We start from the raw sequence: 23,883 nt of genomic DNA on the forward strand, positions 1-23,883 counted from the left end.
ATGCCGTGGTACGCGCTGCTCATCCTCACTGTCGCCGCCGAACGCGTCGCCGAACTCGTCGTCGCCCGGCGCAACGCGGCATGGACCCTCGCCCGCGCCGGGGTGGAGCACGGTCGTGGCCACTATCCCGTCATGGTCGTCCTGCACACGGCTCTGCTCGCGTGCTGCCTGCTCGAAGTCGCCTTCGCCGACCGGCCGTTCCTGCCGGCTCTCGGCTGGCCCATGCTGGCTCTGGCACTGCTGGCACAGGCGCTGCGCTGGTGGTGCATCGCCACGCTCGGTCCGTACTGGAACACCCGGGTCATCGTCGTTCCCGGAGCGCGCCTGGTGGGAGCCGGACCCTATCGATTCCTGCAACACCCCAACTACGTCGCGGTCGTCGTGGAGGTCGCCGCCGTTCCCCTGGTGCACTCGGCATGGCTGACCGCCCTCGTCTTCACCGTGGCCAACGCGACGCTGCTCACGGTCCGGGTCCGCTGCGAGAACGCGGCCCTCACACAGGCGGTGCCCGCGTGAGCGCTCACCACGACCTGCTGATCGTCGGAGGCGGACCCGCCGGCCTGGCCACCGCCCTGCACGCCGCCCGCGCCGGTCTCGACACCGTCGTCGCCGAGCCGCGCCGGCCGCCCGTCGACAAGGCGTGCGGTGAGGGACTGATGCCCGGCGCCGTTCGCTCACTCGCCGCCCTCGGTCTGGAGGTCCCCGGCCTGCCCCTCGCCGGCATCCGCTACGTCCAGGGCGCCCGCCAGGTCGAGGCCGCATTCCGCCACGGCCCCGGCGTCGGTGCGCGCCGCACCGACCTGCACGGCGTACTGCACCGCGCCGTGCTGGCCGCCGGGGTGCCCGTACTGCCCCTGCGGGTGGAGGACGTCAGGCAGGACGGCACCGGCGTGACCGTCCGCGGGACGGGGCTGCGCGCCCGGTGGCTGGTCGCGGCGGACGGCCTGCACTCACGCGTGCGCCGCTCCCTCGGCCTGGAGGGAAGGCCCCGGGGGGCGCCCCGCTACGGGCTGCGTCGGCATTACGCGGTGGCGCCCTGGTCGCCGTACGTGGAGGTGCACTGGGGAGCAGACGCGGAGGCGTACGTCACGCCGCTGGGTCCCCGGCTCGTCGGCATCGCCATGCTGACCACCCGGCGAGCCCCCTTCGCCGCCCAGCTCGAGAAGTTTCCCGAGCTGGCCGGCCGCCTCCCCCCGCAGGCTGCCGCCACGTCTGTGCGAGGCGCCGGACCACTGCGTCAGACGGCCCGCGCCCGGGCGCACGGGAGGGTGCTGCTCGTCGGTGACGCGGCCGGATACGTCGACGCGTTGACCGGTGAGGGCATCGCCCTCGCGCTGGCCGGCGCCGAGGCCCTGGTCGCCAACCTGCGCCGAGGCACGCCGAGCCGCTACGAGAGGGACTGGAGGCATGCGACCCGCCGCCACCGGCTCCTGACCGAACTCCTCGTGAGAGCCCGGCTGCAGCCCACGCTCGCGCCCCACATCATGCCCACCGCCGCTCGGCTGCCACGCCTGTTCGCGGCAGCGGTGAACGCGCTGGCCTGAGCCGTGCCGCCGCCGCAGGGCCACGTCCCGACTCCGGCCGGCGTGCTCAGGCGGCAGCCGGCACCGCGGCCAGCCCCTGCTTGACGAGCCGGGTCACGTCGTCGGCGAGGATCTCGGGCAGGCCCTGCTCGATGCCGGCCAGGGCCTGGGCGGCGACGCCTGCGGGGTCGGTCTTCTGATCGGCCGGAATGGCGTCTGCCATGTCGGTGTCCATGTAGCCGACGTGCAGCGCCGAGACGCTGATGCCGCGGGGCGCCAGCTCCTCGCGGGCGGCGTCGGTCAGCGCCCAGGCGGCCGCCTTGGCCGCCGCGTAGGCCCCGAGGCCGGCGGGGTGCAGCCAGGACAGCACGGACAGGACGTTGAGCACGGCGCCGCCGCCGTTGCCCTCGATGACCGGGGCGAAGGCCCGGGTCACGGTGAGCGGGCCGAAGAAGTTGGTGTCCATCTCCAGGCGCACCGCGTCGGGGTCGCCGGCGAGCAGCGGGGCGCCGGTGGAGATTCCCGCGTTGTTCACCAGCAGCGTCGCGTCCGAGGCGAGGCGCGCCGCGGCCCGGACCGACTCCTCGTCGGTCACGTCCAGGCGCAGCGGGACGACGCCGGCCCAGTCGACGCTCTCGGGGCGGCGGGCCGCGGCGTAGACCTTCGCTCCGCGCTCCACGAGCTGAGTGGCCAGGTGCCTTCCCAGACCTCGATTCGCTCCGGTGACCACGGCGACGGTGTCCTTGAGTTCCATGTCTGCTCCCTTTGCAACCGGCTCTCGTGGAACCGAGCACGCTTTAGAGGATGTATGACATCTAACTCCGGTCTAGGATAGATGGCAAGTGACATCCATGGGGAGGTGGCCGATGGGCCGCGTGTCAAAGGCGCAGGCGCAGGAGAACCGGCAGCGGGTCGTGGAGACGGCCTCCCGGCTGTTCCGCGAACAGGGAACCAACGTGAGCGTCGCCGACCTGATGAAGGCCGTCGGCCTGACCCACGGCGGCTTCTACAAGCAGTTCGCTTCCAAGGAGGCCCTCCTCGACGAGGCCACCGCCCATGCCTTCGACGAGCTCGCCGGCCGCCACGCGGCCGGCCTCGAGCGGCACGCCGGGCATGAGGAAGCCGCCCGGCGGGAGTTGATCGACGGCTACCTCTCCGTCGAACACCGCGACAACCCCGGCGACGGCTGCCCCGTCGCCGGGCTCGCCGCGGACATGGCGCGCGCGAGCGGCGGGCAGGAGGCCCACCGCGTCTACGCGGAGGGTGCCCGCAGCTTCGCCGACGCGCTCACCACCGAGGAGCAGGACGGCATCGTCCGGCTGTGCACCATGCTGGGAGCACTCACCCTGGCCCGCGCCACCAAGGGCTCCGCCCTGTCGGAGGAGATCCTGGACACCGCACGCGCGGCCCTGACGGAGGGCGACTGATCCCAAGGCGCCCAAGGCGTACGGCGATGTTGGGCGTTATGCCATGTACTGCGTCAGGTCGATGCCGAAGACGGCCACTTCCTGGCCGTGAACCGGGTGCTGTGCGGTGCCTTCCGCCTGCATGCCGAGTTTGTCGATCACGTTCCTGGAGGCACGGTCACCGGTCCGGCACACGGCGACCACGCGGTCGAGGCCGCGGTCCTGCACGGCGAACTCCAATGTCGCCTGGGCTGCTTCGGAGGCGTATCCCTGCCCCCAGAACACCCGCCCGAGCCGCCAGCTGATCGCCACCTCACCGGCGACCTCGGCCGGGGCGTCGGCGACGGACAGGCCGACGGCACCCGCCAGCTCACCGGAGCCCAGGAGCTCGACCGCGAAGATCCCGAACCCTTCCTCGTCCCACTCCTCCTCCCACGCCTCGATGAGCTCGGCGGTCCGGTCGGCGGAGCACGGCCGGCCGTCACCGATGGCCTGCATCACCACCGGATCGGCATGGATCTCGGACAGGGGGACCAGGTCGTCGTCCAGCCATCGGCGCAGGACGAGACGGGGGGTGCGGATCTCGGTCATGGTCCCATCCTCCCTCCGCCGGGCACGGGGCGAGCACTCGGCACCGTCCCGTGCCGGTGCCGTGGTCACTCACGACGTTCCCGCCGGCACCCTGGTGACCGGTCCTGCGGCGTTCGGGCGCAAGCGCCGGGCCGACCAAGCCCTTGCGCAGACGGCTCGCGGCGGCCCGCTGTTCGTCGGCCATGACACGGCTGCCGGGCGCGGCGTATTCTCCGCGCGTGGAACTGCTCTTCGAGACGCGCCGGTCCGACTCCTCATGGGTCGACAGCGTGTGGACCTGCACGAGCGAGCAGGTCACGGCGATGACGTCCGTCGCCGGGGTGCGCTGCGGGCTCGTCTTCTGGGAGCTGGACGGCCGGGCGTACGCCGCCGTCACAGCTCCCGAGACGCGGACCGGCACGGCGCCGGTGCCGGAGGGCGCGACCTTCACGGGCATCGAGTTCGCGGTGGGCACCTCGTTGCGGATCGTGCCCACGCCGGCGCTGGTCGACGCCGGCATCGAGCTCCCCGACGCCACCCGCCGCACGTTCCGGCTGGACGGCGCGCGCTGGGAGACGCCGGGTCCCGACGATGCCGAGGCCCTGGTCGGGCGTCTCGTCCGGGCCGGGATCGTGATCCGTGATCCGCTCGTCGACGAGGTGCTGCGGGGGCGCAGCCCGGCCGTCTCGGGGCGTACGGTCGAACGCCGGTTCCGCGCCGCGACCGGGCTGACGCGGGGCGCCGTCCGGCAGATCGAACGGGCCCGGACCGCGGCGGGGTTGCTGGCGGCCGGCACCCCGGCCACCGCCGTCGTCGCCGCTCTGGACTACTTCGACGAGCCGCACCTGGCACGGGCGCTGCGCGCGTACGTCGGACGCACCGCCAAGCAGCTGCGCGAGGGCGTCGGCGGCCCGATCGCCCTCGACCTCGACTCGGCCTCGATCAGCGCTTGACGTCGTAGACCAGCTTCAGGATCCCGTTCGAGTAGTTCTCCGACTCCCGCAGCGTCAGCATCCGCTTGTCGCGGTCGGCCCGGCCGAACAGGCTCTTCCCGGCACCGAGCAGGACCGGGAAGACCAGCAGGTTGTACTGGTCGATCAGGCCCGCGTCCGACAGCCGCCGGGCCAGTTCCGCACTGCCGTGGATGAAGATCGCGCCGCCCTCGCCCTCCTTGAGCGCGGCGACGTCCTCGGCCGAGCGCAGGATGGTCGTCGGTCCCCACCCGTCGACGACGGCGTCCTCGGACAGCGTGGTCGACACCACGTACTTGGGCAGCTCCTTGTACGGGGCGTGGTCCTCCGAGCCCGGCCAGACCGGTGCGAACGCCTCGTAGCTGCGGCGGCCGAACATGAGCGCCGTCGTGCCGGCGAGCTCCTCGCCCTTCAGCGACCAGGCTTCCGGGACGAACTCGAGATCCTTGACCACCCAGCCGCCGCTGCGGTGCTCCTCGCCGGGTCCGCCGCCCGGTGAGTCCACGACACCGTCGAGCGACATGAATCCGGTGTAGACCAGGTCACGCATGCTGCTGTCTCCTCATGATCGGGCACGTTGCCGGGTCCACGCTAGATCGCGGCCAGGGAGCCTGTCTTGGACGGAAACGACATCGGGTTCAAGGACGTGCACCTCGCCGGCACGCGCGGCTTCGGCGGATCAGGTCCCGTAGTACGCGTCGAGGGGGACGCGGGCTTCGACGAAGAGGCCCGGTCCGTCGTGGGGGATCGTCGGCCAGGCGCCCGAGGGCGGGTTGAGTTCCACGAGTTGTTCGGTGGAGAGGGCGAAGACGACGCGGCCGAGGCCGGAGCGGACGAGGGCCCCGGCGCACATGCCGCACGGCTGGCAGCTGGTGTACAGGGTGGTGCGGGAGGCGTCGTCAGGGGTGAGCTCGCGGGCTGCCCAGCGGGCGAGCTTCAGCTCCGGGTGGGCGGTGATGTCGTCGTCGCGCCGGACCGTGTTGTGGGCCTCGGCGAGGATCGTGCCGCTCGGGCCGGCGAGCAGGGAGCCGTAGGGGGCGTCCCCCAGGGTGACGGCGTGGGCCGCGACGGCGATCGCCCGGCGCAGGAGTGTCTCGTCGGCGGGTGTGATCACGATGTCGTCCTTCGCTGGGTGGCGACGGCGGCGAGTGCCTGCCAGGCCGCTTCGGGCCGCCGGGTCTCATCGGGGTCCCCGTGGTAGGGATCGAGTACGACGGTGTCGGCGCCGAGCGCCTGAAGCTGGTCGAGGTCGTCGAGGACCTGTTCGAGGGTGCCGACGCCGGCGATCCGCTCGGGACCGTCGACCGGGGTGTCGGTCAGCCGCAGGGCGATCCGGGGAGCGAACCCCGGCAGGGTGTGGCGGGCCAGGACCGAGCGCATCCACGGGAGGGTGCCGTGCAGCGGGTGCCAGGCGTCACCGCCTCTCACGGCACGCTGGATGCCGGCCTCGCTGTTGCCGCCGACCCAGACGGGCACGGCGGTGGGGTTGTTGCTCCGCAGGGTTTCCAGGTACTGGTCGGTGAGCCTGCCGCGTGCGCCGAACGGTACGCCGAGCGCGTCGAACTCCTGGCGCGCCCAGCCGACGCCCACTCCGAGCACGAGCCGGCCCCCGCTCAGCCGGTCGAGGTTGGTGGCCATGCGGGCGGTGAGCAGCGGGGGCCGGTAGGGCAGGACGAGTACGGTCGTGCCGAGGCGCACTCCGGTGGTGAGTCCGGCCAGCCAGGACAGTGTGGTGAACGGCTCGTAGAACGGTTCCGGGTACCGCTCGGCCACGTCCGGGGTGACCGTCACGTGGTCCGAGACCATGAGGAGGTCGAAGCCGAGCCCCTCCACGGTCCTGGCCCACTCGCGCAGCATGCCGGGGTCGGTTCCGGGGCCGAAGTTCGGTACGTTGACGCCAAGTCGCATACCTGGAGGCTATCCCCGCGATCACGGGGCACTGAAGAGGCTTCTCCCGGCTCTCCCTGCCTTCTGCCGTGAATCCACCGGTAGTCTCACGCCATGACCGCGAATCTCGATGACGTCGACTGGGCGATCATCGGCCAGTTGCAGCGGGAGGCCCGCATCTCCCTCAGTGAGCTGGGGCGGCGCGTGAACCTCAGCCCGTCCGCCACCACGGAGCGGGTGCGTCAGCTGGAGGCGCTCGGCGTCATCACCGGCTACCGGGCGTCGGTCGACCTGGCGAAGGTCGGCTACCCGGTGCTCGCCGTCGTCCGGCTGAAGTACCCGGGCAATCACCACCAGCCACTGCGGCGGCTGCTCGACGAGCGACGCGAGATCCTGGAGTGCCTGCGTACCACGGGGGACGACTGCTACACCCTGAAGGTGGCCGCGACCTCCATGGCGCACCTGGAGATCCTCATGGACGAGCTGGCCGGCTTCGGCAGCACGACCACGAGCGTCGTCTACAGCCAGACCCTGCCGTACCGCGGCCCCGACCGGCCCGAGCACTGACGCGCGGGCCCGGAGTGCGATCGCCAGGAGGTCAGGCCTGCTCGGCGGAAGCACGGGCGCCGCGGGGGTCGTCCAGCCACTGGGCGAGGGCGGCCGCCTCACTGTGGTCCACGTCCTTGGTGGCCGTGAGCAGTGTGACCTTGGCGTGTGCGGACCATTCACGCAGGCGCCGCGAGGCATCCCGGTGGTCGGCGTCTTCCAGTTCGGCGAAGTAGCGGCGCCGGAACTCGTCGTAACGCTCTGGATCATGGTGGTACCAGCGACGCAGATCGGTCGACGGGGCGATGTCGCGCAACCACTCGTCCAGGTCGGCCTTCTCCTTGCTCATGCCACGCGGCCACAGGCGGTCGACGAGCACGCGCTTGCCGTCCCGTGGTGTGGGCTCTTCGTAGATTCTCCGGTATCCGACCCGTGCAGCCATGCCCCACCTTCCCTCAATGTCGCACGCGCGGCCAGTCGGCCAGTCCCTCCCCACCGGGGGGCTGCGCGACGGCCTTCTCGACGGAGTCGTGGAACGAGTAGACGGGACGCAGCCCGCCGAGGGCGAAGACGTGCAGGAGCCGCTCGTCGTCGCAGGCGATGCGCAGCGATCCGTGCTGGGTCCGGATGCGCTTGGTGACGGCGACGATCATGCCGAGACCCATGGAGTCCAGGAAGGGAGCACCGCACAGATCCAGCACGAAGTGCCGGCGGCCCTCCGCGAGGAGCCGCACCACCGCGGCCCGGACGAGGGGGGCGAAGGCGATGTCGATCTCGTCGTTCGCCTCGACGACCGTCCAGCCGTTCGTCACATGGCAATCGACGGAAACGTGCGGCACTGCGACGCCCTGATCACTCACGTTGCTGCTCTCCTACACCCTTGAGCAATTTGTCCCTTTCATCCAGGAAACGGGATACCGCCTGGCGATCACAAGGGCCCGGTTTTCAGATGGTGAGCGAGAGTCCCCGGGACACGCGTTCCGCGGTGGCGACCAGCGTCTTCACGGCGTCTTCGAGGCCGGCGGTGCGGCGGGCGTCCAGGGAGATGCCCAGCGATCCGATGGTGTCGCCCTGACGGATGGGCACCGCGACGCACGCGGTGCCCAAGCAGTACTCCTCGATGTCGGTGACGGCCGGACCGTGGGCGGCTGCGGCGTCGAGGCGCCGTAGCAGTTCGGCGCGGTAGGTGATGGTGCGAGGGGTGAGATCGTTCATCACGTGGCGCGAGAGGTACTCGGCCCGCGCTTCGGCGTCCAGCTCGCGCAGCACGGACTTCCCGAGCGCCGTGGCGTGTCCCGCGTCCTCGAAGCCGACCCACAGATCGACACGGGGGGTCTTCGGCCCGTCCACGATCTCCGCGACCCGGATCTCACCGTCCTCGTAGAGGGTCAGATAGGCCGCGGCCGACAGGCCGTCCCGCAGCTCCGTGAGGGTGGGACGGACCCTGCTGAGCGCCGCCTGGTCCCGGCTTCCCGCATGCAGGGCGTCGAGCCGCTCCCCCAGGACGAAGGTGCCGTCGTCGAGCTTGCGCACGTAACCGTCGTGCACCATGGTGCGCAGCAGGTGGTAGGCCGTGCCCAGCGCCAGGCCCGTCTCGCGCGCCAGCTGCTTGGCCGGCACGCCGCCCTCGTGCGCACCCACGGCCTCCATCAGTCGAAAGGCTCGCTGCACCGACGAGATGAGCGTGGGGCCCTCCTGACCACCCATCTCTCCACAGTGCTCCACCCGTGCGAGGTCCGGCAAGTCCGCTACGGCTTGACGGCGACCCCCACCCACAGGCTGACCTGGGCATCGGTGGGGGCGTCGGGGCCGATGGGCCGGGCCGGCCGCCAGCGGTGGCCGACCGTGACGCCGGGGGTGAGGAGGTCGAGTCCCTCGAAGAAGCGGGCGACGTCGTTCTGCGAGCGGAACTGCACGGGCGTGCCCGAGCCGGTGTAGATGTCGGTGACCTTCTCCCAGGTGGGCGGGTCGAAGTCGGGCGTGCAGTGGCTCAGCGCGAGGGCACTGCCGGGCGGGAGGGCCGCCATCACCCGGTTGACGATGCCGTACGGGTCGCGCGCGTCGGTGATGAAGTGCATCAGCGCGTTCAGGGACAGGGCGACCGGCTGGGACAGGTCGAGCACGTCGGCCAGCTCGGGTGCGTTCAGCAGGGCGTCGGGGTCGTTGACGTCGGCCTCGATGTAGGTCGTGCGGCCCTGCGGGGTGCTGCGCATGAGCCGCTCGGCGTACTTCAGGACGAGTGGGTCGTTGTCGGCGTAGACCACCCGGGCCTCGGGGACCACGGACTGTGCCACCTGGTGCACGTTCGGCTCGGTGGGAATGCCGGTGCCGATGTCCAGCCATTGGCGGATGCCGTGCTCCTGTGCCAGGACCCGGGTGGCGCGGTGCATGAAGGCGCGGTTCTCGCGCGCGCAGGTGAAGATGCCCGGGTAGGCCTCGGCGACCGCTTCGGCGGCCTGCTTGTCGACGGGGAAGTGGTCCTTGCCGCCGAGGTAGTAGTCGTACATGCGGGCCGAGTGCGGCCTGCTGGTGTCCAGGCCCCGCGCGGCGTGGGTGTTGCTCATCCTGTTCCCTTCAGAAGGTGTGCTGCCCTGTGCCGGGCGGGTGACTGGCCGCGAGGTGGTCGGCCATGCCCTGCTTGACCCCTCGGACGAACGCGCTGATCTCTTCGGGCGTGTAGATGAGTGCGGGTCCCGCCGGGTCTGTCGACTGACGCACCGCGACCCGTCCGTCGGCGAGCTGCTTGGTCTCCACGCACTGGCCTCCGTTGGGTCCGCTCCACGGGCGTTCCCAGCCGTGTTCGCCGAGGTCGCAGGCCGGCATCCCGTTGTAGACGGTGTCGTCGGTGGGGGTCATGAGTACTCCTTGCGCATGCGGTTCAGGAGTGCCGTGCTGTCCCGTGTCGAGGTCAGCAGCGACATCCTGTTGTGCGCCTCGAGGTGCGCGACGACGTCTTCCCGTTCGTCCAGGTACATCGAGGCGGAGAGGATCTCGCTGTAGACGACGTCGGGCAGCTCCGGCTCCTCGAACCTGAAGTAGGTGAAGGGAGCGCACGCCCCGACGTGGGCGCCGACGGCGAAGGGAAGGATGTCGATGCTGACGTGCTCCAGCTCGGAGACCTCCAGGAGCCGGTCGATCTGCTCGCGCATCACTTCCGGACCCCCGACGACCCGGTGCAGGACCGCTTCCTCCATGACCACCCACAGCGTGGGCGCGTTCTCCCGGTCCAGCAGGCTCTGGCGGCGCACCCGCAGGTCGACGCGGCGCTCCAGCTCGTCGTCGGAGCCGTTCGGAAAGCCTCCGCTCAGTACCGCGCGCGCGTAGGCGTGGGTCTGGAGAAGACCCGTGACGTAGTGGGGTTCGTAGGTGCGCAGTGTGCCGGCGCCGGTCTCCAGACTGACGTACGCGGTGAACCAGTTGGGCAGCACATCACGGTAGGCGTGCCACCAGCCCGGTTTGTTGGCCTGCTCGGCGAGCGCGACGAACTCGTCGATCTCCTGTTGTGCGCTGCCGTAGGTCTGGAGGAGCTTTTCGACATAGAGGGGTTTGAGGGCCACTTCGGCCTTCTCCAGCCGGCGGATCGTCAGCGGCGTCACCCGAAGTGCCTTGGCGGCGTCGGCCAGTGAGGCACCCGCGCCCTGCCGCATGTCCTGGAGCCGCCGGCCGAGGATCATGCGCAGCACCGTCGGGGCGCTGGTGCCGGCGCTGGACCGAGCTTCACTCACGCCCTACCTCCTGATGGGCTGTCACCAGCGCCATTGTGGCAGCGACTTGGTGATGACACCAGACTGAACGAGTCTTTCTGAAATTATCAGGGATTCGGTTGCAGCCTGAACTGAGCGGCGAGCATAGTTGCGTCTGTGAGCCGCACCGCGCCCGCCCGCACTGGAAGGCGATCACCGTGACCCCCCACACGACCCCTTCGCCCGGACTGTTACCGCCGGCGTATCCGGACCGGGAACACTGGTTCGACCTGCCCTCGCTGCGTATCAGCGTGCGGACGGCGCGAGACACGGTCCGCCGGCAGCTTCGCGCCTGGCGGCTCCCCGGTGACGTGTGCACCGACGCCGTGCTGCTCGTCTCGGAGCTGGCGACCAACGCCGTGCTCCACGCGCAGAGCAACCGCATGCTGTGCGGTCTGTCGCTGACCACGCACAAGCAGTTGCGGATCGAGATGCACGACGACGGACGCACCTCGGCCGCTGTGACCGGTGCCCGCTCCGGCTCCCAGGACGAGAGCGGCCGGGGCCTGCTGATCGTGCAGCAGCTCGCGGACTCGTGGGGAACCGCCCGTTCCAGCCGTACCGGGGGCAACACGGTCTGGGCGGTACTCCGGATCGAGCTCTGACGCCCCGGGTGAACAACGCCGCGGGTCAATACACCTGGGAGTCGGCGTCGCCGCGACCGGCGGCGTGCAGGGTGTCGAGGGCGGCGGCCTCGCGTGTGCCGGGTGCGGCGGAGTAGACGATCATGGATTGATCGGTGTCCGGCAGCAGCAGGGTGTCGCAGTCGAGGGCGAGGGTTCCGAGGCCGGGGTGCTCGATGGTCTTGCGCATCGACCGCGATGTCGTGGAGCGTCCTTCCTCCCACATGCTCCAGAATCGTTCGCTGCCGTCGATCAGCTCCTCGGTCAGTGAGCGAAGGTCCGGGTCGTGCGGGTAGCGCGAGCGCGCGGTCCGCAACAATCCGACGCACTGCTGGGCCGCCGCCTCGTCCTCTTCCGGGCGGGGGGCTACGTGCGTGACACCGCCACCGAGAAACCGCTGCCAGATGATGTTGCGTTGCCCGTCGGGCCAGCGCATGAGGTCACCGAGGAGCGCGCCCGCCATCGGGTTCTGCGCCAGAACGTCACCTTTGGCCGACAGTACGAGCGCGGGTACGTCGCTGAGCCGTTCCAGCAGACGCAGCACGCTCGGCCGGACGGACATCTCGATCCGGCCGGACAGCGGCGGGGAGCTGCCGGCCAGCCGGAAGACCTGGTCCCGTTCGTCCCGCTCGAGCCGGAGCGCCCGGGTCAGGGACGTGAGCACCTGCGTGGACGGCTGAGGTCCGCGGCCCTGCTCGAGGCGGACCACGTACTCGACGCTGAGCCCGGCGAGAACGGCCACCTCCTCACGGCGCAGGCCCGCGACTCTCCTCCCGGGGCCGGTCGGGAGGCCCACCTCCTCGGGGGCGATGCGTGCGCGGGCGGCCTTGACGACGCGGGCGAGCTCAACACGGTCCATCCGCCCATTCTCCCCTCGGCGGTGCCGGGCGTCCTGGTACGGCCGGTCCCACCCTCGGGCGTACCTGGAAGGCTCCTAGCGCCCCGCCTAGCGTCCAGGCCATGAACGAAGCACAAGGAACCCCCGACACCACCACCGCCCTGGTCACCGGCGCCAACAAGGGCCTCGGCTACGAGACGGCCCGGCGCCTCGGCGCACTGGGCTGGCGCGTCTTCCTCGGCGCACGTGACGAGGAGCGCGGCCAGGAGGCCGCCGAGCGGCTCACCGCCGGCGGCGCGGACGTGAGGTTCGTCCCGCTGGACGTGACCTCCGACGACTCCGTCGCCGCCGCCGTCCGAGCCGTCCGGGACAGCACCGACCGGCTCGACGTCCTGGTCAACAACGCGGGCATCACCGGCGAGAAGGTCGGTCCCATGGACCGGCTGATCAAACCCGAGGAGACGCTGCCCCAGCACCTCATCCCCGTCTTCCGCGTCAACGTGTTCGGCCCGGTCCGTGTCACCCAGGCGTTCTTGCCGCTGCTGCGTGCCGCCGACGACCCGCGGGTGGTGATGGTCTCCAGCGGCGCCGGCTCACTGACGGTCGCCACGGACCCGAAGCGGCCGGAGTCGGCCGTCGCCCACTTGATGTACCCGGTGTCCAAGGCAGCTCTGAACATGCTCACCGTCCAGTACGCCAACGGCATCCCGGACGTCCGGTTCAACCTGGCCGACCCCGGCTTCACCGCCACCGACCTCAACCACCACCAGGGCACCCAGACCGTCACCGAGGGCACCGACGCCATCGTCGAGTTCGCCACCACCTCGCCCGGGCCGACCAGGCAGTACCGCGACCGCAACGGCGACGTCCCGTGGTGAGGGCGACCGACCCGGCCGACGGCACCGTGCCCACCTTCTCGATGTCCGAGCGGGACCGCCGATGGGACCTGGCGCGGGCGTTCATGGCACGCCGGGGCCTCGACGCGCTGCTGGTCTTCGGTGAGCACGAGGACGCCGGCCCGGCCCCGTTCGCCTACGACACCTGGTTCACCAACGGCCGGGCCGGCACAACCGTCGTCTTCCCGCGCGACGGCGAGCCGGTCTCCCTGCTGCCGATGGAAATGTTCACCAAGGACCATCTCGAATCCGCCCGTCGAGGCGACACCATCTGGATTCCGCCGGAGAACCTGCGCATGCCCCGCGACTCCCGCGTGGTCGCCGACACCCTCAAAGAACTGGGCCTGGGGAAGGCGGCCATCGGGGTCGTCGGCCTGGAACCCTATCCTCCGTGGCACCCCGAGGGCATCGTGCCCTACCGGCTCTGGAACACCGTCCTGGCCGAACTCCCCGCCGCCCGGTTCACCCCGGTGGCGATGGCGCTGTCCCGGCTCATCATGCCGCTCGGCGCCGAGGAGATCGCCGTGGTGCGTCACTCGGCGCACATCGGTGACGCCATGGTGCGGGCCATGGTCGAGACCGCCGCCGCGGGTGTCCCGGAGAGCGAGGTGTACGCGGCCGGAATGGCCGCGGGACACGCCCGCGGAACCACCCCCGCGGCCATGCACTTCTGGACCGGCCCCGACCCGCTCGCATCGGGCCTTCCGCCGTGGAGCTACCGCCCGCAGGCCCCCCGAGTCCTGCGGGACGGCGACATCGTCTCCGCCGAGGTGTTCAGCAACGTCGCGGGGCGTCACACGCAACACCAGGTCACCATCACCATCGGTGCACCGCACGAGGACCTGCGGCGCGCCGCCGACGTCGCCCGCGCGGCCTACGACGCCGGACTCGACGCGCTGCGCCCCGGCCGGACGTTCGGCGATGTCGTCGACGACATACGCAGGCCGTACGCCGGCGCCGGCGGCTGGGAATTCGGCCCCGCCATCCACACGCTCAACCCGATGATCGCGGCGGGTGGCTTTCCCAACGACGCCAGCCGTCGCATGGCGGGCGCCGACACGTACCCGCCCGAGGACGGCCACCGCCCCACCATGGCCGCCGACCTGGAGCTCGAACCCGGGATGACCTTCGCCCTCGAACCCAACTACGTCTACGGACGGCAACTGGCCTACCTCGGCGGCACGGTGATCGTCGGCGACGACGACCCGATCGAACTGAACCCGTACACGGCACAGGTCCTCCGGGCGGAGGGCGTCCCGGCACGCTCCGGGCGGGACATGAGTACGGGCTGAGTATCCGCGCTCATGCCCCGGCACGTGGCGACGGCCACACTCCGAGGCATGACGAACATTCCGCCCCCGGCCGAGGAGCTGCGGTTCCTGGACGCCGAGCTGCGGCAACTCGACGCCCGTCGTGCCGTCCTGCTGCGACGCCGCGAGTGGCTGGTCCACACGCTGCGGGCGGCCGCCGTCCAGCGGCCCGCCCAGGGTCCCGGGGCCACGCCACCGGGGCGGCCCGTCGGCGCGGGTGCCGTCGCTCGTCGGCCGGAGGCCACCGCGCCCGGCGTGCAGAACGTGCTGCTGGTCCTGGGCGGCGTCCTGCTGACCGTCGCGGCGATCGCGTTCACCCTGGTCAGTTGGGGCGACATGGGGATCGTCGGGCGGGCGCTGGTACTCGGTGCGCTGACCGTGGGGGCACTGAGCGTGCCCGTGGCGTTGCTGCGGCGCGGGCTGAGGTCGACCGCCGAGGCGGTGTCGGGTCTGGGGACGGCTCTGACCGTGCTCGACGCGTACGCGCTCCACGAGGTGGTGTTCGCCGACGCGGACCCGGTGGGGTACGCCGCTGCCGCGTCCGCCGTCCTGGCCGCCGCGTGGGCCTCCTACGGCGTGGTGACAAGCGCTCTGGTGGCGCCTCCTCCCACCACGGCCGCCGCGGAGGCCTCCGCGGCGGAGGGCGGCTCGGCCGGTGGCGGCGCGCGGCTCGGGCCGCGGCATCCTCTCCCCCTCGCCGTGGCGACCGCGCACCTGCCCCTGCTGCTGTGGGCGATCGCCGTCGGCGCGGGGCCGCGCACGCTCACGGCCGTGCTGCTGGCGACCGCGGCCGGCGGCACCGCTGTCGCCCTGCGCGCGACACTCGTGCCGGTGCGCGTCGTCGCCGTCGTCGGTGCCCTGGGGACGGGCGGCGCCGGGGTGCTGTCGGCCGGCCTGCTCTGCTGGAGCGCGGCCGATCCGGGCGCGGCCGCGCAGGCGGCGGCGCTCCTGGTCCTCGCGGCGACGATCGCCCTGATGGCGTCCCGATTCGTTCCGAATCCGGACGTGGCCATGGGCGCGGCCTGGCTCGCGGGTCTGTGTCTGGTCGCCGGCGCCGGCGGGGTGCTCTGGGTCTCGGTGCCCGGCGAGTGGACGGTGCCGGGGTGCCTGGCCTGCGCGATCGCCCTGCTTGCGGTGGTCCGGACGCCGCTGTCCCGGCCTATGCGGCAGGGTCTTGTGCGTGCTTCGGCGACCGTCCAGGGCCTCGCGGTGCTGTGGGCGGTCCCGCTGGTCGCCGGGAGCCTCCTCGGCCCGACGGCCCGGGGTGCGCGGCTCTGGTCCGGCGCGCCGCGCGACATCCGGGACGCCGTGTTCACGGACGTTCCCTGGCCTCCTTACGCGAGCACCGTGCCGCTCGTTCTCGCCGTTGTGGCCGGTGTACTGGTGGTGGCCGGGCGCGGGACGGCTCGGCACCCGGTCGCCACGGTGGGAGCACTCGTCCTCGGTTGGACCGCCGCCTTCGTTCTTCCGGCGGTACTCGGACTGCCCTACGAGGCCGGACTGGTGGCGCAGGGTGCCGTGGTCGCCTCGGCCCTGGGCTTCGCGTACCGGGCCGGCCGCGCCGAGAGGGTGCTGTCGGCGCTGCCCCTCACCGCCCTGCTGCTGGCCCTCGTCACCTCGGTCGACCTCGCCTTCCTCTCGCTGACCACCGAGACGGCGACGATCAGTGTGCTGGCGACGCTCACCGTCCTGTTCGGTGCCGTCGGCCGCCACGCGGGGCTCGCCCCGTTCACCACGCCCGCCGCCCTCGGGTACGCCACGGCTGCGGCCTGCGCGATCGGCGCGTCCGCCGGCTGGCAGCCGCACCACACGGCACTGCTGGTCTTCGTGGTGCCCGTCGTCGCCGCCCTGATCGCGTCGCGTCCGACTGGCTCGCGCGCGACCGTACCGGTCGAGGCGACGGGTGCGGCCGCGGGACTGCTCGCGTGCGTGCTCTCCGCGACGGATCTGCCGACTCTGGCCCTGGTGCTCTCCCTCGGCGGTGTCGTCGTGGCCGGCACCGCGCTGCGCCGGGAGCGGCGGCCGGCCGGCTACGCGGCTGCCGCACTGTTCCTGCTGGCCACCTGGGTGCGTCTGCTGGCCTGGGACGTCACCACGCCGGAGGCGTACACCCTGCCGGTGACCGTGTCCGCGCTGATCGTCGGTTTCCTGCGCCGGCGCCGCGACACGGCCGTCTCCTCCTGGGCGGCGTACGGCGGCGGGTTGGCCGTCACCCTGCTGCCGAGCCTGCTCGCCGCCTGGGACGACCGGCACTGGCTGCGACCCTTGCTGCTCGGCGTCGCCGCGCTCGCCGTGACCCTGGCGGGCGCCCGGCACCGGCTCCAGGCGCCACTGGTCCTGGGCGGGGGCGTGCTCGCGCTGGTGGCGCTGCATGAACTCGCCCCGTACATCGCCCAGGTCGTCGGCGCGCTCCCCCGTTGGGCACCTCCGGCCCTCGCCGGTCTGGTGCTGCTCGTGCTGGGCGCCACCTACGAGCAGCGGCTTCGTGACGCGCGCCGGCTGCGGGAGGCGCTGGGGCGGCTCCATTAGAGCGGGCCGGTCGGCACCCGGTGCCGGTGCCGGTGCCGGTGGGCGGCTCAGTTGCCGGGACGCGTGTCCCACGCCTTGCGCAGAGCGGGCCGCACGTCGTCGCCGAGAAGGAGGTGCGTCGCCTCGCCGGGCAGGGTGGGGAGCTCGGCCCAGTGGGTCACGCTGTCATCGCTGTCCGGGTCGTAGGCGAAGCGCACGACCTCGTCGGAGTCGACGAAGCAGTCGCGGTGCACCACCCCGTCCTCGTCCAGGTGTTCGTCCGTGAAGTACATGGTCCGCACCAGCCAGAAGCGCTCGCGCTGCGTCGTCCCGGACTCGGCGGCGTCCTGGGCCGGATACCGTCCGGTGATCGCCACGGCCACGGGGTCACCGATCCGCGGCCGCCTCTCCCGCACGTCCACCCAGGTCACCGTGGTCGTCAGATCCGTCATCTCCACCCTCGCCTCCGGGCCTGAGCCTCGTCGAGCCTCGGCCGTCCTGCTGTGCACCGCACCGGCAACCCCACCGGCTGCCATCGGACAAGACGGCGGGGTGGCCGTGGAGGTTGAGGGGTCCGCTCCGACACTCCCCGTACTCAGGCCGCCACCGCGGCTTCCCCGCCCGTCGTCTCCAGACGGGCCCGGGAGGCGGCGCCCACTGGTACGGCATCTGCCGCGAGTCGGGTGCGGAACAGGCGGACCGGATGGCCACTGACGGGTGGTTCCTCGGCGAGCCGGGCCCTTACGGCCGGCTCCAGCAGGTGCCATGCCCGGGCCACGCCGCCGCCGATCACCACCGTCGTGATGTCCAGCAGACCGGCCGCGATGACGATCCCCCGGGCGAGTCCTGCACCGGCGTCGCGATACACCGCGAGGGCGTCCTCGTCACCGTGGGCGGTCGCGTCGGCCACCTCGCGCGCGGTGAGCAGGCGGCCGGTGCGTTCGGCGTAACGGGCGCCGATCGAACGGCCGGAGGCCAGGGTCTCCAGGTGGCCGCGCCCCCCGCAGGTGCAGGGCACGTCGCCGAATCCGGGCACGTGCCCGATCTCGCCGGCGGCGCCGTGCGGCCCCGCGAACAGCCGGCCGCCCGTCCAGAGAGCGCCGCCCACGCCCGTGCCCAACGCGATGCCGAGAACGTCGGGTTCACCCCTGACCGCGCCTCCCCACACCTCCCCCAGCAGGAACGCGTTGACGTCGTTGTCGAGGAACACCGGTACGCCCAGGACGTCCTCCACGGCGGCGCTGACGGGAAAGCCCGACCAACCGCGGAAGGAGTCGCTCGCCACCAGGATGCGGCCCGCGGCGGAGTCCACCAACCCGGCCGCACCGACGCCGACACCGGCCAGCCGACCGGGGGTACGGCGCAGCAGCGGGGCCAGGACACCCAGGGCGGCGTCGATCATCGCCTGTCCGCCCGAGGCCGCCGGAGTGGTCGTCTCCGCGCGGTCCAGCACGGTGAGGTCGGCGTCGCAGACGACCACCTGGGTCGTGGTCCCGCCGATGTCCACCCCGGCGAACAGAGTGCGGTCGTGCGTGCTCACGTACGGGCCTCCGTGGTTCCGGCCGCGAGGGCGGCCAGGCGTTCGGCCCTGCGTCCGCGCTGGACCACCGGATCGGGCACCGGCACGGCGGCCAGCAGCCGCCGGGTGTAGTCGGTCTCCGGATGCAGCAGGGTCTCGCCGGTGTGCCCCAGTTCCTCGATCCGTCCGGCCCGCATGACGGCGACCCGGCGGGCGAAGTGCTGGACGACGGCGAGGTCGTGGGAGACGAACAGACAGGCGAAGCCCAGCTCGTCCTGGAGTTCGGTGATGACCTCGAGGACGGACTCCTGCACGCTCACGTCGAGCGCGCTGGTGGGCTCGTCGGCGACGAGCAGCCGGGGCTCGAGCACGAGCGCGCGGGCCAGGCTGACCCGCTGACGCTGGCCGCCGGAGAGTTCACCGGGGGCACGGCGGGCCATCTCGCCGGGCAGCCGGACCCGGTCCAGCACCGCCGCGACCCGGCTGCGCCGCTCCTGGGCGGACAGTGCACGGCGGTGCACCCGCAGTGGCTCGGCGACGCACTCGCCGACGGTCATCCTGGCGTCGAGGGAGGCGACCGGGTCCTGAAGGACGACGCCGATGCCGGACCGCAGCGCCCTGCGGGCACGAGAGCGGCTGCGGGCGAGGTCGGCCCCGAACAGGGAAACGCTGCCGGACGTCGGCGGGATCAGGCCGAGTGCGACGCGTGCCGCGGTGGACTTGCCCGAGCCCGACTCGCCCACCAGGCCCAGGGTCTCGCCGGGGCGCACGGCCAGCGAGACCCCGTCCAGGGCGCGCACCGCGTGCTTGCCGCGGCCGAACACCACGGAGACGTCCCGGAGATCGACGACCGGCGCGGCGGGGTCGGTACCGTCGGACGCGTCGTCCGGGCGGGAATCGCCGGCCGGCGCGCGCTTGTCGGCCTCGGCGACCGTCAGCCGGGGCACCGCGGCGAGCAGTCGCCGGGTGTAGTCGTGGGACGGGCGCAGCAGTACGTCCTCGACCGGGCCGGTCTCCACGATCCGCCCCTGGTACATGACCGCGACCCGGTCCGCGAAGTCGGCCACGACGCCCATGTTGTGGGTGACGAGCAGGACACCGGTGCCGGTCTCGGCGGCGAGGGTGCGCAGCAGGTCGAGGATCTCGGCCTGCACGGTGACGTCGAGCGCTGTGGTCGGTTCGTCGGCGATCAGCAGGGCGGGGTCGTTGGCGATGGCCATGGCGATGACCACCCGCTGGCGCTGGCCGCCGGAGAGCTGGAAGGGGTAGGCGGCCGCGCGCCTGTCCGGGTCGGGGATGCCGACCCTGCGCAGCAGGTCGACGGCCTGGGCGGCGGCGTCCTTGGCGGAGACGTCGCGGTGGTTGCGGATCACCTCGGCGATCTGCCTGCCGATGCGGGTGAGCGGGTCGAGGGCGGTGGCCGGCTCCTGGAACACCATGGAGACGGTCCGGCCGCGCAGGGTGGTGAGGCCTCCCTCGTCCGCGCCGACGATGTCGGTGCCCGCGATCACGGCCCGCCCGGTGACGGCGGCGTTGCCGGACAGCAGGCCCATCGCGGCCAGCGCGACGGTGGACTTGCCGGAGCCCGACTCGCCGACCAGGGCGAGGGTCTCGCCGGGGCGGACGTGCAGGGACACGCCCCGTACCGCGGGTACCCGTGCGGACTCGGTGGTGAAGACGACACCGAGGTCGTCGAGTTCGAGTATCGGCTCGGCCGCCGCGTCGGCGGTGGTCCGGGTGGCGGTCATCCGCGTCCCCTCACGTCGAATGCGTCACGGAGCCCGTCCCCGATCGCGTTGAACGCCCACACCACCAGGATGATGGCGAGGCCCGGCGGCAGGATGAGCCACCAGTAGCCCGAGTAGGCGGCGGTCAGTCCCGTCGAGAGCATGCCGCCCCAGTCGGTGGCCGGCGGCTGCACGCCCAGGCCCAGGTAGGAGACGTAGGCGACCAGGAGGATGGCGTCGGCGATCTGGAAGGTCGTGGCGACGATGACGGTCGAGACGGAGTTCGGCAGGATGTGCCGCAGGATCGCGCGGGCGTGCGTTCCTCCGATGGCCCGCAGCGTCAGTACGTAGTCGCGGTTCTTCAGGGTCAGGGTCTCGGCGCGGATCAGCCGGGACGGCACCAGCCACGACACCAGGCCGAGGATGAGGATCAGGCCGGCGAGTCCGGGCGTGGTGATGGCGGAGACCACCAGCAGGATGAAGAGGGCGGGGATGGCGATGCCCGCGTCCACGATCCGCATCATCACCGCGTCGATCCAGCCGCCCGCGTAGCCCGCGGCCGCGCCCCACAGCGTGCCGATGACGGTGGCCAGGACGCCCGCGGCGAAACCGACGATCAGCGACACCTTGCCGCCGTACATCAGCCGGCCCAGCTCGTCGTGGCCGACCGCGTCGGTGCCGAGCCAGTGCGCGCCGCTCGGCGCGAGGTTGACCTGCTGGAGCGCGGTGTGGGTCTGGTCCGTGGAGTACACGAGTGGGCCCACGAAGCAGAACAGGGCGAAGAAGACCACGACGCCGAGTCCGACGACGGCCAGCCGGTTGCGCAGGAAGCGCCGGACGGCGAGCCGTGCGCCCGAGCTCTCACGGGGGGTGCTGGGCGTGCCGGACGTCTTGGCCGGGTGGATGACGGCGCTCATGCACGGCCTGCCTTCACTCGGGGATCGATGATCCGCTGGACGATGTCGGCCAGCAGGGTGCCGATGACGGTGGCGACGGCGATGACCAGCACACAGCCCAGCAGGACCGGGTAGTCGGAGGCCTGCGCGGCGGACCAGAACAGCAGTCCCATACCGGGGTAGTTGAAGAGCTGCTCGACCACCAGCGCACCGCCGAAGAGGACCGGTACGTAGTAGCCGAGCATGGCGACCACCGGCGTGAGGCTGTTGCGGAAGACGTGCCGCCGCAGGATGGCGCCGGAGCGGGAGCCGCCGGCCCGCGCCGTTCTGACGTAGTCCTCGGAGAGGTTCTCCAGGGTGGCGGCGCGCATGTAGCGGCTGAACACCGCGATCATGGAGGCGGCTCCGGCGACCACCGGCAGTACCAGTGCCTGCGGTTCGGAGAAGACCTGGGCGAGGGTCTCCCCTTGCGGCGCCTGGGACGGGAACCAGGGCAGCACCTGACTGAACACCAGCACCAGGATCAGCCCGAGGAAGTAGACGGGCGTGGAGTAGGCGATGAAGCTCAGCGTGGTGATGACGTAGTCCACCGGCCTGTTGCGCCGCACGGCCTGCCACATGCCCAGCGGGATGGCCAGCAGGAGGCCGATGACGGCCGACAGGATGGTGAGGACCAGGGTCTTCGGAAGGCGTTCCCCGATGAGCTGGGCGACCGGCGCGTTCAGGGTGTAGGAGGTGCCGAGGTCGCCGTGCACCAGCTGGTTCAGGTAGTAGAGGTACTGCACGGGCAGGGGCTCGTCGAGGCCCTGTTCGTGGTTGAAGCGGGCGATCTGCTGGGCCGTGGCCTGCGGGCCGAGGATCCCACGCGCGGGTCCCCCGGGAAGGGCGTGCAGCAGGACGAAGACCACGATCGTCACGATGACGATCACCGCGAGCGCCTGGAGGACGCGTCTGATCAGGTAAGAGGGAGTGCTCATGTGTATTCCGGTCGCTTCGGCTCAGGGGTTCGCCGGGTCACCGGCCGGCTCACTTGTTCGTCCACTTCCACATGGCGGGGTGGAAGTTGGCGAGCGAGTCCTGGGAGAAGCCGCCCAGCCCGTCCTTGACCACGGAGACCTGGTAGTCGGGCTCGGGCAGCCAGATCACCGGCAGGTCCTTGGCCAGCGCGGCGCTGTACTCCTTGACGGCCGCGGTGGATTTGGACGTGGTGGTCTCGGTGATGAGCTTGTCCACCGCGGGGTTGGAGTAGCTGCCGAAGTTGGAACCGCCGCCGGTCTGGAAGAGCGCGTCACCGCTCGGGTACGCCGGGAAGTACCAGCTGCCCGCGGTGCCGAAGAAGGACAGCTGCCACTTGCAGCCCGAGTCGCCGGAGGTGCACTGACCGGACTGGGAGAGCACGGAGTTGACCGGGGCGGTCTTGATGCCGAACTTGATGCCGGTCTTCGCGAAGGAGGACTGCAGGGCGCTCATCATGTTGTCCGTCACGGCCGAACCGGACTGCGACAGCACCTGCATCTGGAACTTGGTGCCCTTGGCGACACCCGAGCCGCACTGGTCGTCGCCGCTGCCCGCGTCCGTGCACACCATGATGCCGTCCTGCTCGCTCCAGCCGTGGGAGGTCAGCAGCTGCTTCGCCTTGGCGGTGTCGAACGGGTACGGGTTGTTCTTCTGCTCCGGGGAGACGAAGTCGGATTCCTGGCCCTGGGGGATCGGGCCGTAGGTGGGGACCGCGGTGCCGTTGAAGATCACCTTGGAGAGGGTGGGCTGGTCGACCGACATCTGGATCGCCTGGCGGGCGTACAGCTGCTTGAACACGGCGCCCATGGCGGGGTTGTTGAAGTTGTACGGCATGTAGGTGATCGCCCAGCCCGCCCACGGCTTGATCGTGTAGCCGCGCGACTTGAAGGACGCCTCCTGGCCCGTGTCGGTGGCGTTGATGTAGCCGTAGTCGACCGTGCCCGCCCGCAGCGCGTTCGCCTCGGCTTCGGTGGTGGTGAACGGCAGCAGGTTGACGTTCTTGATGTTGGCCTTGCCGCCGCCGTCGTACTTCGCGTTGGCGGTCAGCTCGACCTTGCCGGCGGTGGAGAACGACTTGAGGGTGTACGGCCCGCTGACCGTCTTCCAGAGCGGGTCGGTGGCGTAGCCGGAGATGTTCTTGGCGGCGTTGTTGAGGTACGTCCAGACCTTCTTGGCGCCCGCCGGGGTGCGGTCCAGGTCGGAGACGGCCTCGGAGTCCCCGGCCTTGTCCCAGACGTGCTGCGGCATCACGCGGATCATGCTCAACTCGTTGGCGAGCATCCACTGCTGGTTGTACGCCTTGTCGAACGTGATGGTGAAGTGGGTCGCGTCGGCGGCCTTCAGCGAGGTCCAGTTGTCCGGCGCCTTGCCCGGGCTGTAGCTTGCCCAGTCGGCCTTGTTGGCCTTGATCAGGTTGAACCAGAACTCGACGTCGCGCGAGGTGATCGGCTTTCCGTCGCTCCAGTGCCGGTCGCCGAGCGTGATCGTGACGCTCTTGCTGTCCTTGGCGAAGTCCGCGGCGGTGGCGAGGGAGTTGTCTTTGTTCCAGCCGACCTCACCGGTCGAGCCGTCGTAGGCGATCAGCGGCTCCCAGAGGGACTGGGATATGGAGGAGTTGTTGGTGTTGAGGTGGGCGGCGGTGCCGACGGGGAGGATCCAGTTCGGCGTGAAGTTCGCCGGGAGCGCGTAGTTGATGGTGTCCGTCGAGTTTCCACCGGAGGACGAAGTGCCACCGCCGGTACAGCCGGTGAGCAGAACGCCGGACGTGACGGCGGCACCCGCGACAAGGGCCCAGCGGCGGCCGGTCGCCGTGCGAGCAAGGAACATGACTCTCCTCGGAGTGAAGGACCCGTGATGCGCCCGGACGAACGTCGGGGCGGGCGCCGCGGGATCGGCGCTTCGT

General features: G+C 71.5%; 27 protein-coding genes. 9 read left to right on the forward strand and 18 right to left on the reverse strand.

What is annotated here, in order from left to right; genetic code table 11:
- Positions 1-516, forward strand: a complete 516-nt coding sequence (locus tag ACGH7X_RS01185; RefSeq protein ID WP_399880506.1) for an isoprenylcysteine carboxyl methyltransferase family protein — start codon at positions 1-3, stop codon at positions 514-516.
- Positions 513-1,544: an NAD(P)/FAD-dependent oxidoreductase gene (locus ACGH7X_RS01190; protein WP_399880509.1), complete on the forward strand. Its 1,032-nt coding sequence runs from the start codon at positions 513-515 to the stop codon at positions 1,542-1,544. Before ACGH7X_RS01185 ends, ACGH7X_RS01190 begins: the two co-directional genes overlap by 4 nt.
- Positions 1,545-1,590: 46 nt before the next feature.
- On the opposite strand, the gene ACGH7X_RS01195 is transcribed toward ACGH7X_RS01190, so the two are convergent.
- Positions 1,591-2,277, reverse strand: coding sequence for an SDR family oxidoreductase (locus tag ACGH7X_RS01195; RefSeq protein WP_399880511.1), 687 nt, complete (start codon positions 2,275-2,277; stop codon positions 1,591-1,593).
- Between the two features lie 112 nt (positions 2,278-2,389).
- Between ACGH7X_RS01195 and ACGH7X_RS01200 the strand changes: the two genes are divergently transcribed.
- Positions 2,390-2,950, forward strand: a complete 561-nt coding sequence (locus ACGH7X_RS01200; RefSeq protein ID WP_399880514.1) for a TetR/AcrR family transcriptional regulator — start codon at positions 2,390-2,392, stop codon at positions 2,948-2,950.
- A 36-nt stretch (positions 2,951-2,986) separates the two neighbouring features.
- Here ACGH7X_RS01200 and ACGH7X_RS01205 read toward each other — a convergent pair whose 3' ends face one another.
- Complete coding sequence (locus tag ACGH7X_RS01205; protein ID WP_399880517.1) at positions 2,987-3,520, reverse strand: GNAT family N-acetyltransferase; 534 nt, start codon at positions 3,518-3,520, stop codon at positions 2,987-2,989.
- 218 nt (positions 3,521-3,738) lie between these two features.
- Between ACGH7X_RS01205 and ACGH7X_RS01210 the strand changes: the two genes are divergently transcribed.
- Positions 3,739-4,452, forward strand: coding sequence for a helix-turn-helix domain-containing protein (locus tag ACGH7X_RS01210; protein ID WP_399880520.1), 714 nt, complete (start codon positions 3,739-3,741; stop codon positions 4,450-4,452).
- Here the strand turns inward: ACGH7X_RS01210 and ACGH7X_RS01215 are convergent.
- The 3 genes from ACGH7X_RS01215 to ACGH7X_RS01225 all read right to left on the reverse strand — a co-directional run bounded on the left by ACGH7X_RS01215 (position 4,442) and on the right by ACGH7X_RS01225 (position 6,378).
- Positions 4,442-5,020 carry a dihydrofolate reductase family protein gene (locus ACGH7X_RS01215; RefSeq protein ID WP_399880523.1) on the reverse strand — a complete coding sequence of 193 codons (579 nt, stop codon included), beginning with the start codon at positions 5,018-5,020 and terminating at the stop codon, positions 4,442-4,444. The two genes, ACGH7X_RS01210 and ACGH7X_RS01215, sit on opposite strands and share 11 nt — an antisense overlap.
- Positions 5,021-5,149: 129 nt before the next feature.
- Positions 5,150-5,584 (reverse strand): nucleoside deaminase, encoded by a 435-nt coding sequence (locus ACGH7X_RS01220; protein ID WP_399880526.1) that lies wholly within the window; start codon positions 5,582-5,584, stop codon positions 5,150-5,152.
- Positions 5,581-6,378 (reverse strand): LLM class flavin-dependent oxidoreductase, encoded by a 798-nt coding sequence (locus tag ACGH7X_RS01225; RefSeq protein WP_399880529.1) that lies wholly within the window; start codon positions 6,376-6,378, stop codon positions 5,581-5,583. The genes ACGH7X_RS01220 and ACGH7X_RS01225 overlap by 4 nt, the downstream gene beginning before the upstream one ends.
- A gap of 93 nt (positions 6,379-6,471) precedes the next feature.
- Between ACGH7X_RS01225 and ACGH7X_RS01230 the strand changes: the two genes are divergently transcribed.
- Positions 6,472-6,924 carry an Lrp/AsnC family transcriptional regulator gene (locus ACGH7X_RS01230; RefSeq protein WP_399880531.1) on the forward strand — a complete coding sequence of 151 codons (453 nt, stop codon included), beginning with the start codon at positions 6,472-6,474 and terminating at the stop codon, positions 6,922-6,924.
- Positions 6,925-6,955: 31 nt separating this feature from the next.
- Here the strand turns inward: ACGH7X_RS01230 and ACGH7X_RS01235 are convergent, their stop codons facing one another.
- From ACGH7X_RS01235 to ACGH7X_RS01260, 6 genes are all read right to left on the reverse strand, one after another.
- The gene (locus ACGH7X_RS01235) at positions 6,956-7,345 is read right to left on the reverse strand and encodes a DUF488 domain-containing protein (protein ID WP_399880534.1); all 390 of its coding nucleotides are present in this window, start codon (positions 7,343-7,345) and stop codon (positions 6,956-6,958) included.
- Between the two features lie 13 nt (positions 7,346-7,358).
- Positions 7,359-7,763: an STAS domain-containing protein gene (locus ACGH7X_RS01240; protein WP_399880536.1), complete on the reverse strand. Its 405-nt coding sequence runs from the start codon at positions 7,761-7,763 to the stop codon at positions 7,359-7,361.
- An 85-nt stretch (positions 7,764-7,848) separates the two neighbouring features.
- Complete coding sequence (locus ACGH7X_RS01245; protein ID WP_399880538.1) at positions 7,849-8,610, reverse strand: IclR family transcriptional regulator; 762 nt, start codon at positions 8,608-8,610, stop codon at positions 7,849-7,851.
- A 41-nt stretch (positions 8,611-8,651) separates the two neighbouring features.
- A complete protein-coding gene (locus ACGH7X_RS01250) occupies positions 8,652-9,467 on the reverse strand; it encodes an SAM-dependent methyltransferase (protein ID WP_399880541.1) in 816 nt (271 codons plus the stop codon).
- 10 nt (positions 9,468-9,477) lie between these two features.
- Positions 9,478-9,759, reverse strand: coding sequence for a DUF397 domain-containing protein (locus ACGH7X_RS01255; RefSeq protein ID WP_399880543.1), 282 nt, complete (start codon positions 9,757-9,759; stop codon positions 9,478-9,480).
- Positions 9,756-10,628, reverse strand: coding sequence for a helix-turn-helix domain-containing protein (locus ACGH7X_RS01260; protein WP_399880545.1), 873 nt, complete (start codon positions 10,626-10,628; stop codon positions 9,756-9,758). Before ACGH7X_RS01260 ends, ACGH7X_RS01255 begins: the two co-directional genes overlap by 4 nt.
- A gap of 98 nt (positions 10,629-10,726) precedes the next feature.
- Here ACGH7X_RS01260 and ACGH7X_RS01265 point away from each other — a divergent pair, with 98 nt between their 5' ends.
- Complete coding sequence (locus tag ACGH7X_RS01265; RefSeq protein WP_399880548.1) at positions 10,727-11,251, forward strand: ATP-binding protein; 525 nt, start codon at positions 10,727-10,729, stop codon at positions 11,249-11,251.
- 25 nt (positions 11,252-11,276) lie between these two features.
- Here the strand turns inward: ACGH7X_RS01265 and ACGH7X_RS01270 are convergent, their stop codons facing one another.
- Positions 11,277-12,128 (reverse strand): helix-turn-helix transcriptional regulator, encoded by an 852-nt coding sequence (locus ACGH7X_RS01270; protein WP_399880551.1) that lies wholly within the window; start codon positions 12,126-12,128, stop codon positions 11,277-11,279.
- A gap of 101 nt (positions 12,129-12,229) precedes the next feature.
- Between ACGH7X_RS01270 and ACGH7X_RS01275 the strand changes: the two genes are divergently transcribed.
- Genes ACGH7X_RS01275 through ACGH7X_RS01285 form a run of 3 tightly spaced genes read left to right on the forward strand, consistent with a single transcriptional unit; the run spans position 12,230 to position 16,842 of the window.
- Positions 12,230-12,985: an SDR family NAD(P)-dependent oxidoreductase gene (locus ACGH7X_RS01275; RefSeq protein ID WP_399880554.1), complete on the forward strand. Its 756-nt coding sequence runs from the start codon at positions 12,230-12,232 to the stop codon at positions 12,983-12,985.
- The gene (locus ACGH7X_RS01280) at positions 12,979-14,295 is read left to right on the forward strand and encodes a M24 family metallopeptidase (protein ID WP_399880556.1); all 1,317 of its coding nucleotides are present in this window, start codon (positions 12,979-12,981) and stop codon (positions 14,293-14,295) included. Before ACGH7X_RS01275 ends, ACGH7X_RS01280 begins: the two co-directional genes overlap by 7 nt.
- A gap of 48 nt (positions 14,296-14,343) precedes the next feature.
- A complete protein-coding gene (locus tag ACGH7X_RS01285) occupies positions 14,344-16,842 on the forward strand; it encodes an SCO7613 C-terminal domain-containing membrane protein (protein WP_399880559.1) in 2,499 nt (832 codons plus the stop codon).
- Positions 16,843-16,889: 47 nt separating this feature from the next.
- Here ACGH7X_RS01285 and ACGH7X_RS01290 read toward each other — a convergent pair whose 3' ends face one another.
- The 6 genes from ACGH7X_RS01290 to ACGH7X_RS01315 form a co-directional block, all read right to left on the reverse strand.
- A complete protein-coding gene (locus ACGH7X_RS01290) occupies positions 16,890-17,273 on the reverse strand; it encodes an AQJ64_40280 family protein (protein ID WP_399880562.1) in 384 nt (127 codons plus the stop codon).
- Positions 17,274-17,416: 143 nt separating this feature from the next.
- Entirely contained in the window at positions 17,417-18,361 is a 945-nt protein-coding gene (locus ACGH7X_RS01295; RefSeq protein WP_399880565.1) for an ROK family protein, read from the reverse strand.
- Entirely contained in the window at positions 18,358-20,088 is a 1,731-nt protein-coding gene (locus ACGH7X_RS01300) for a dipeptide ABC transporter ATP-binding protein (RefSeq protein WP_399880568.1), read from the reverse strand. Before ACGH7X_RS01300 ends, ACGH7X_RS01295 begins: the two co-directional genes overlap by 4 nt.
- Entirely contained in the window at positions 20,085-20,984 is a 900-nt protein-coding gene (locus ACGH7X_RS01305) for an ABC transporter permease (RefSeq protein WP_399880570.1), read from the reverse strand. The genes ACGH7X_RS01300 and ACGH7X_RS01305 overlap by 4 nt, the downstream gene beginning before the upstream one ends.
- On the reverse strand, positions 20,981-21,940 hold the full coding sequence (locus ACGH7X_RS01310; protein WP_399880573.1) for an ABC transporter permease: 960 nt from the start codon (positions 21,938-21,940) through the stop codon (positions 20,981-20,983). Before ACGH7X_RS01310 ends, ACGH7X_RS01305 begins: the two co-directional genes overlap by 4 nt.
- A 49-nt stretch (positions 21,941-21,989) precedes the next feature.
- A complete protein-coding gene (locus ACGH7X_RS01315; RefSeq protein WP_399880575.1) occupies positions 21,990-23,807 on the reverse strand; it encodes a peptide ABC transporter substrate-binding protein in 1,818 nt (605 codons plus the stop codon).
- Between the last annotated feature and the right edge of the window lie 76 nt (positions 23,808-23,883).

Source organism: Streptomyces sp. BBFR51 (assembly GCF_044591655.1).
GTDB lineage: Bacteria > Actinomycetota > Actinomycetes > Streptomycetales > Streptomycetaceae > Streptomyces.

Excerpts from the sequence above, each read along its gene's own strand:
- ACGH7X_RS01185 (WP_399880506.1), top strand. The coding sequence starts at position 1 with ATGCCGTGGTACGCGCTGCTCATCCTCACTGTCGCCGCCGAACGCGTC.
- ACGH7X_RS01195 (WP_399880511.1), bottom strand. The coding sequence starts at position 2,277 with ATGGAACTCAAGGACACCGTCGCCGTGGTCACCGGAGCGAATCGAGGT.
- ACGH7X_RS01200 (WP_399880514.1), top strand. The coding sequence starts at position 2,390 with ATGGGCCGCGTGTCAAAGGCGCAGGCGCAGGAGAACCGGCAGCGGGTC.
- ACGH7X_RS01205 (WP_399880517.1), bottom strand. The coding sequence starts at position 3,520 with ATGACCGAGATCCGCACCCCCCGTCTCGTCCTGCGCCGATGGCTGGAC.
- ACGH7X_RS01215 (WP_399880523.1), bottom strand. The coding sequence starts at position 5,020 with ATGCGTGACCTGGTCTACACCGGATTCATGTCGCTCGACGGTGTCGTG.
- ACGH7X_RS01225 (WP_399880529.1), bottom strand. The coding sequence starts at position 6,378 with ATGCGACTTGGCGTCAACGTACCGAACTTCGGCCCCGGAACCGACCCC.
- ACGH7X_RS01230 (WP_399880531.1), top strand. The coding sequence starts at position 6,472 with ATGACCGCGAATCTCGATGACGTCGACTGGGCGATCATCGGCCAGTTG.
- ACGH7X_RS01235 (WP_399880534.1), bottom strand. The coding sequence starts at position 7,345 with ATGGCTGCACGGGTCGGATACCGGAGAATCTACGAAGAGCCCACACCA.
- ACGH7X_RS01245 (WP_399880538.1), bottom strand. The coding sequence starts at position 8,610 with ATGGGTGGTCAGGAGGGCCCCACGCTCATCTCGTCGGTGCAGCGAGCC.
- ACGH7X_RS01250 (WP_399880541.1), bottom strand. The coding sequence starts at position 9,467 with ATGAGCAACACCCACGCCGCGCGGGGCCTGGACACCAGCAGGCCGCAC.
- ACGH7X_RS01255 (WP_399880543.1), bottom strand. The coding sequence starts at position 9,759 with ATGACCCCCACCGACGACACCGTCTACAACGGGATGCCGGCCTGCGAC.
- ACGH7X_RS01270 (WP_399880551.1), bottom strand. The coding sequence starts at position 12,128 with ATGGACCGTGTTGAGCTCGCCCGCGTCGTCAAGGCCGCCCGCGCACGC.
- ACGH7X_RS01275 (WP_399880554.1), top strand. The coding sequence starts at position 12,230 with ATGAACGAAGCACAAGGAACCCCCGACACCACCACCGCCCTGGTCACC.
- ACGH7X_RS01285 (WP_399880559.1), top strand. The coding sequence starts at position 14,344 with ATGACGAACATTCCGCCCCCGGCCGAGGAGCTGCGGTTCCTGGACGCC.
- ACGH7X_RS01290 (WP_399880562.1), bottom strand. The coding sequence starts at position 17,273 with ATGACGGATCTGACGACCACGGTGACCTGGGTGGACGTGCGGGAGAGG.
- ACGH7X_RS01300 (WP_399880568.1), bottom strand. The coding sequence starts at position 20,088 with ATGACCGCCACCCGGACCACCGCCGACGCGGCGGCCGAGCCGATACTC.
- ACGH7X_RS01305 (WP_399880570.1), bottom strand. The coding sequence starts at position 20,984 with ATGAGCGCCGTCATCCACCCGGCCAAGACGTCCGGCACGCCCAGCACC.
- ACGH7X_RS01310 (WP_399880573.1), bottom strand. The coding sequence starts at position 21,940 with ATGAGCACTCCCTCTTACCTGATCAGACGCGTCCTCCAGGCGCTCGCG.
- ACGH7X_RS01315 (WP_399880575.1), bottom strand. The coding sequence starts at position 23,807 with ATGTTCCTTGCTCGCACGGCGACCGGCCGCCGCTGGGCCCTTGTCGCG.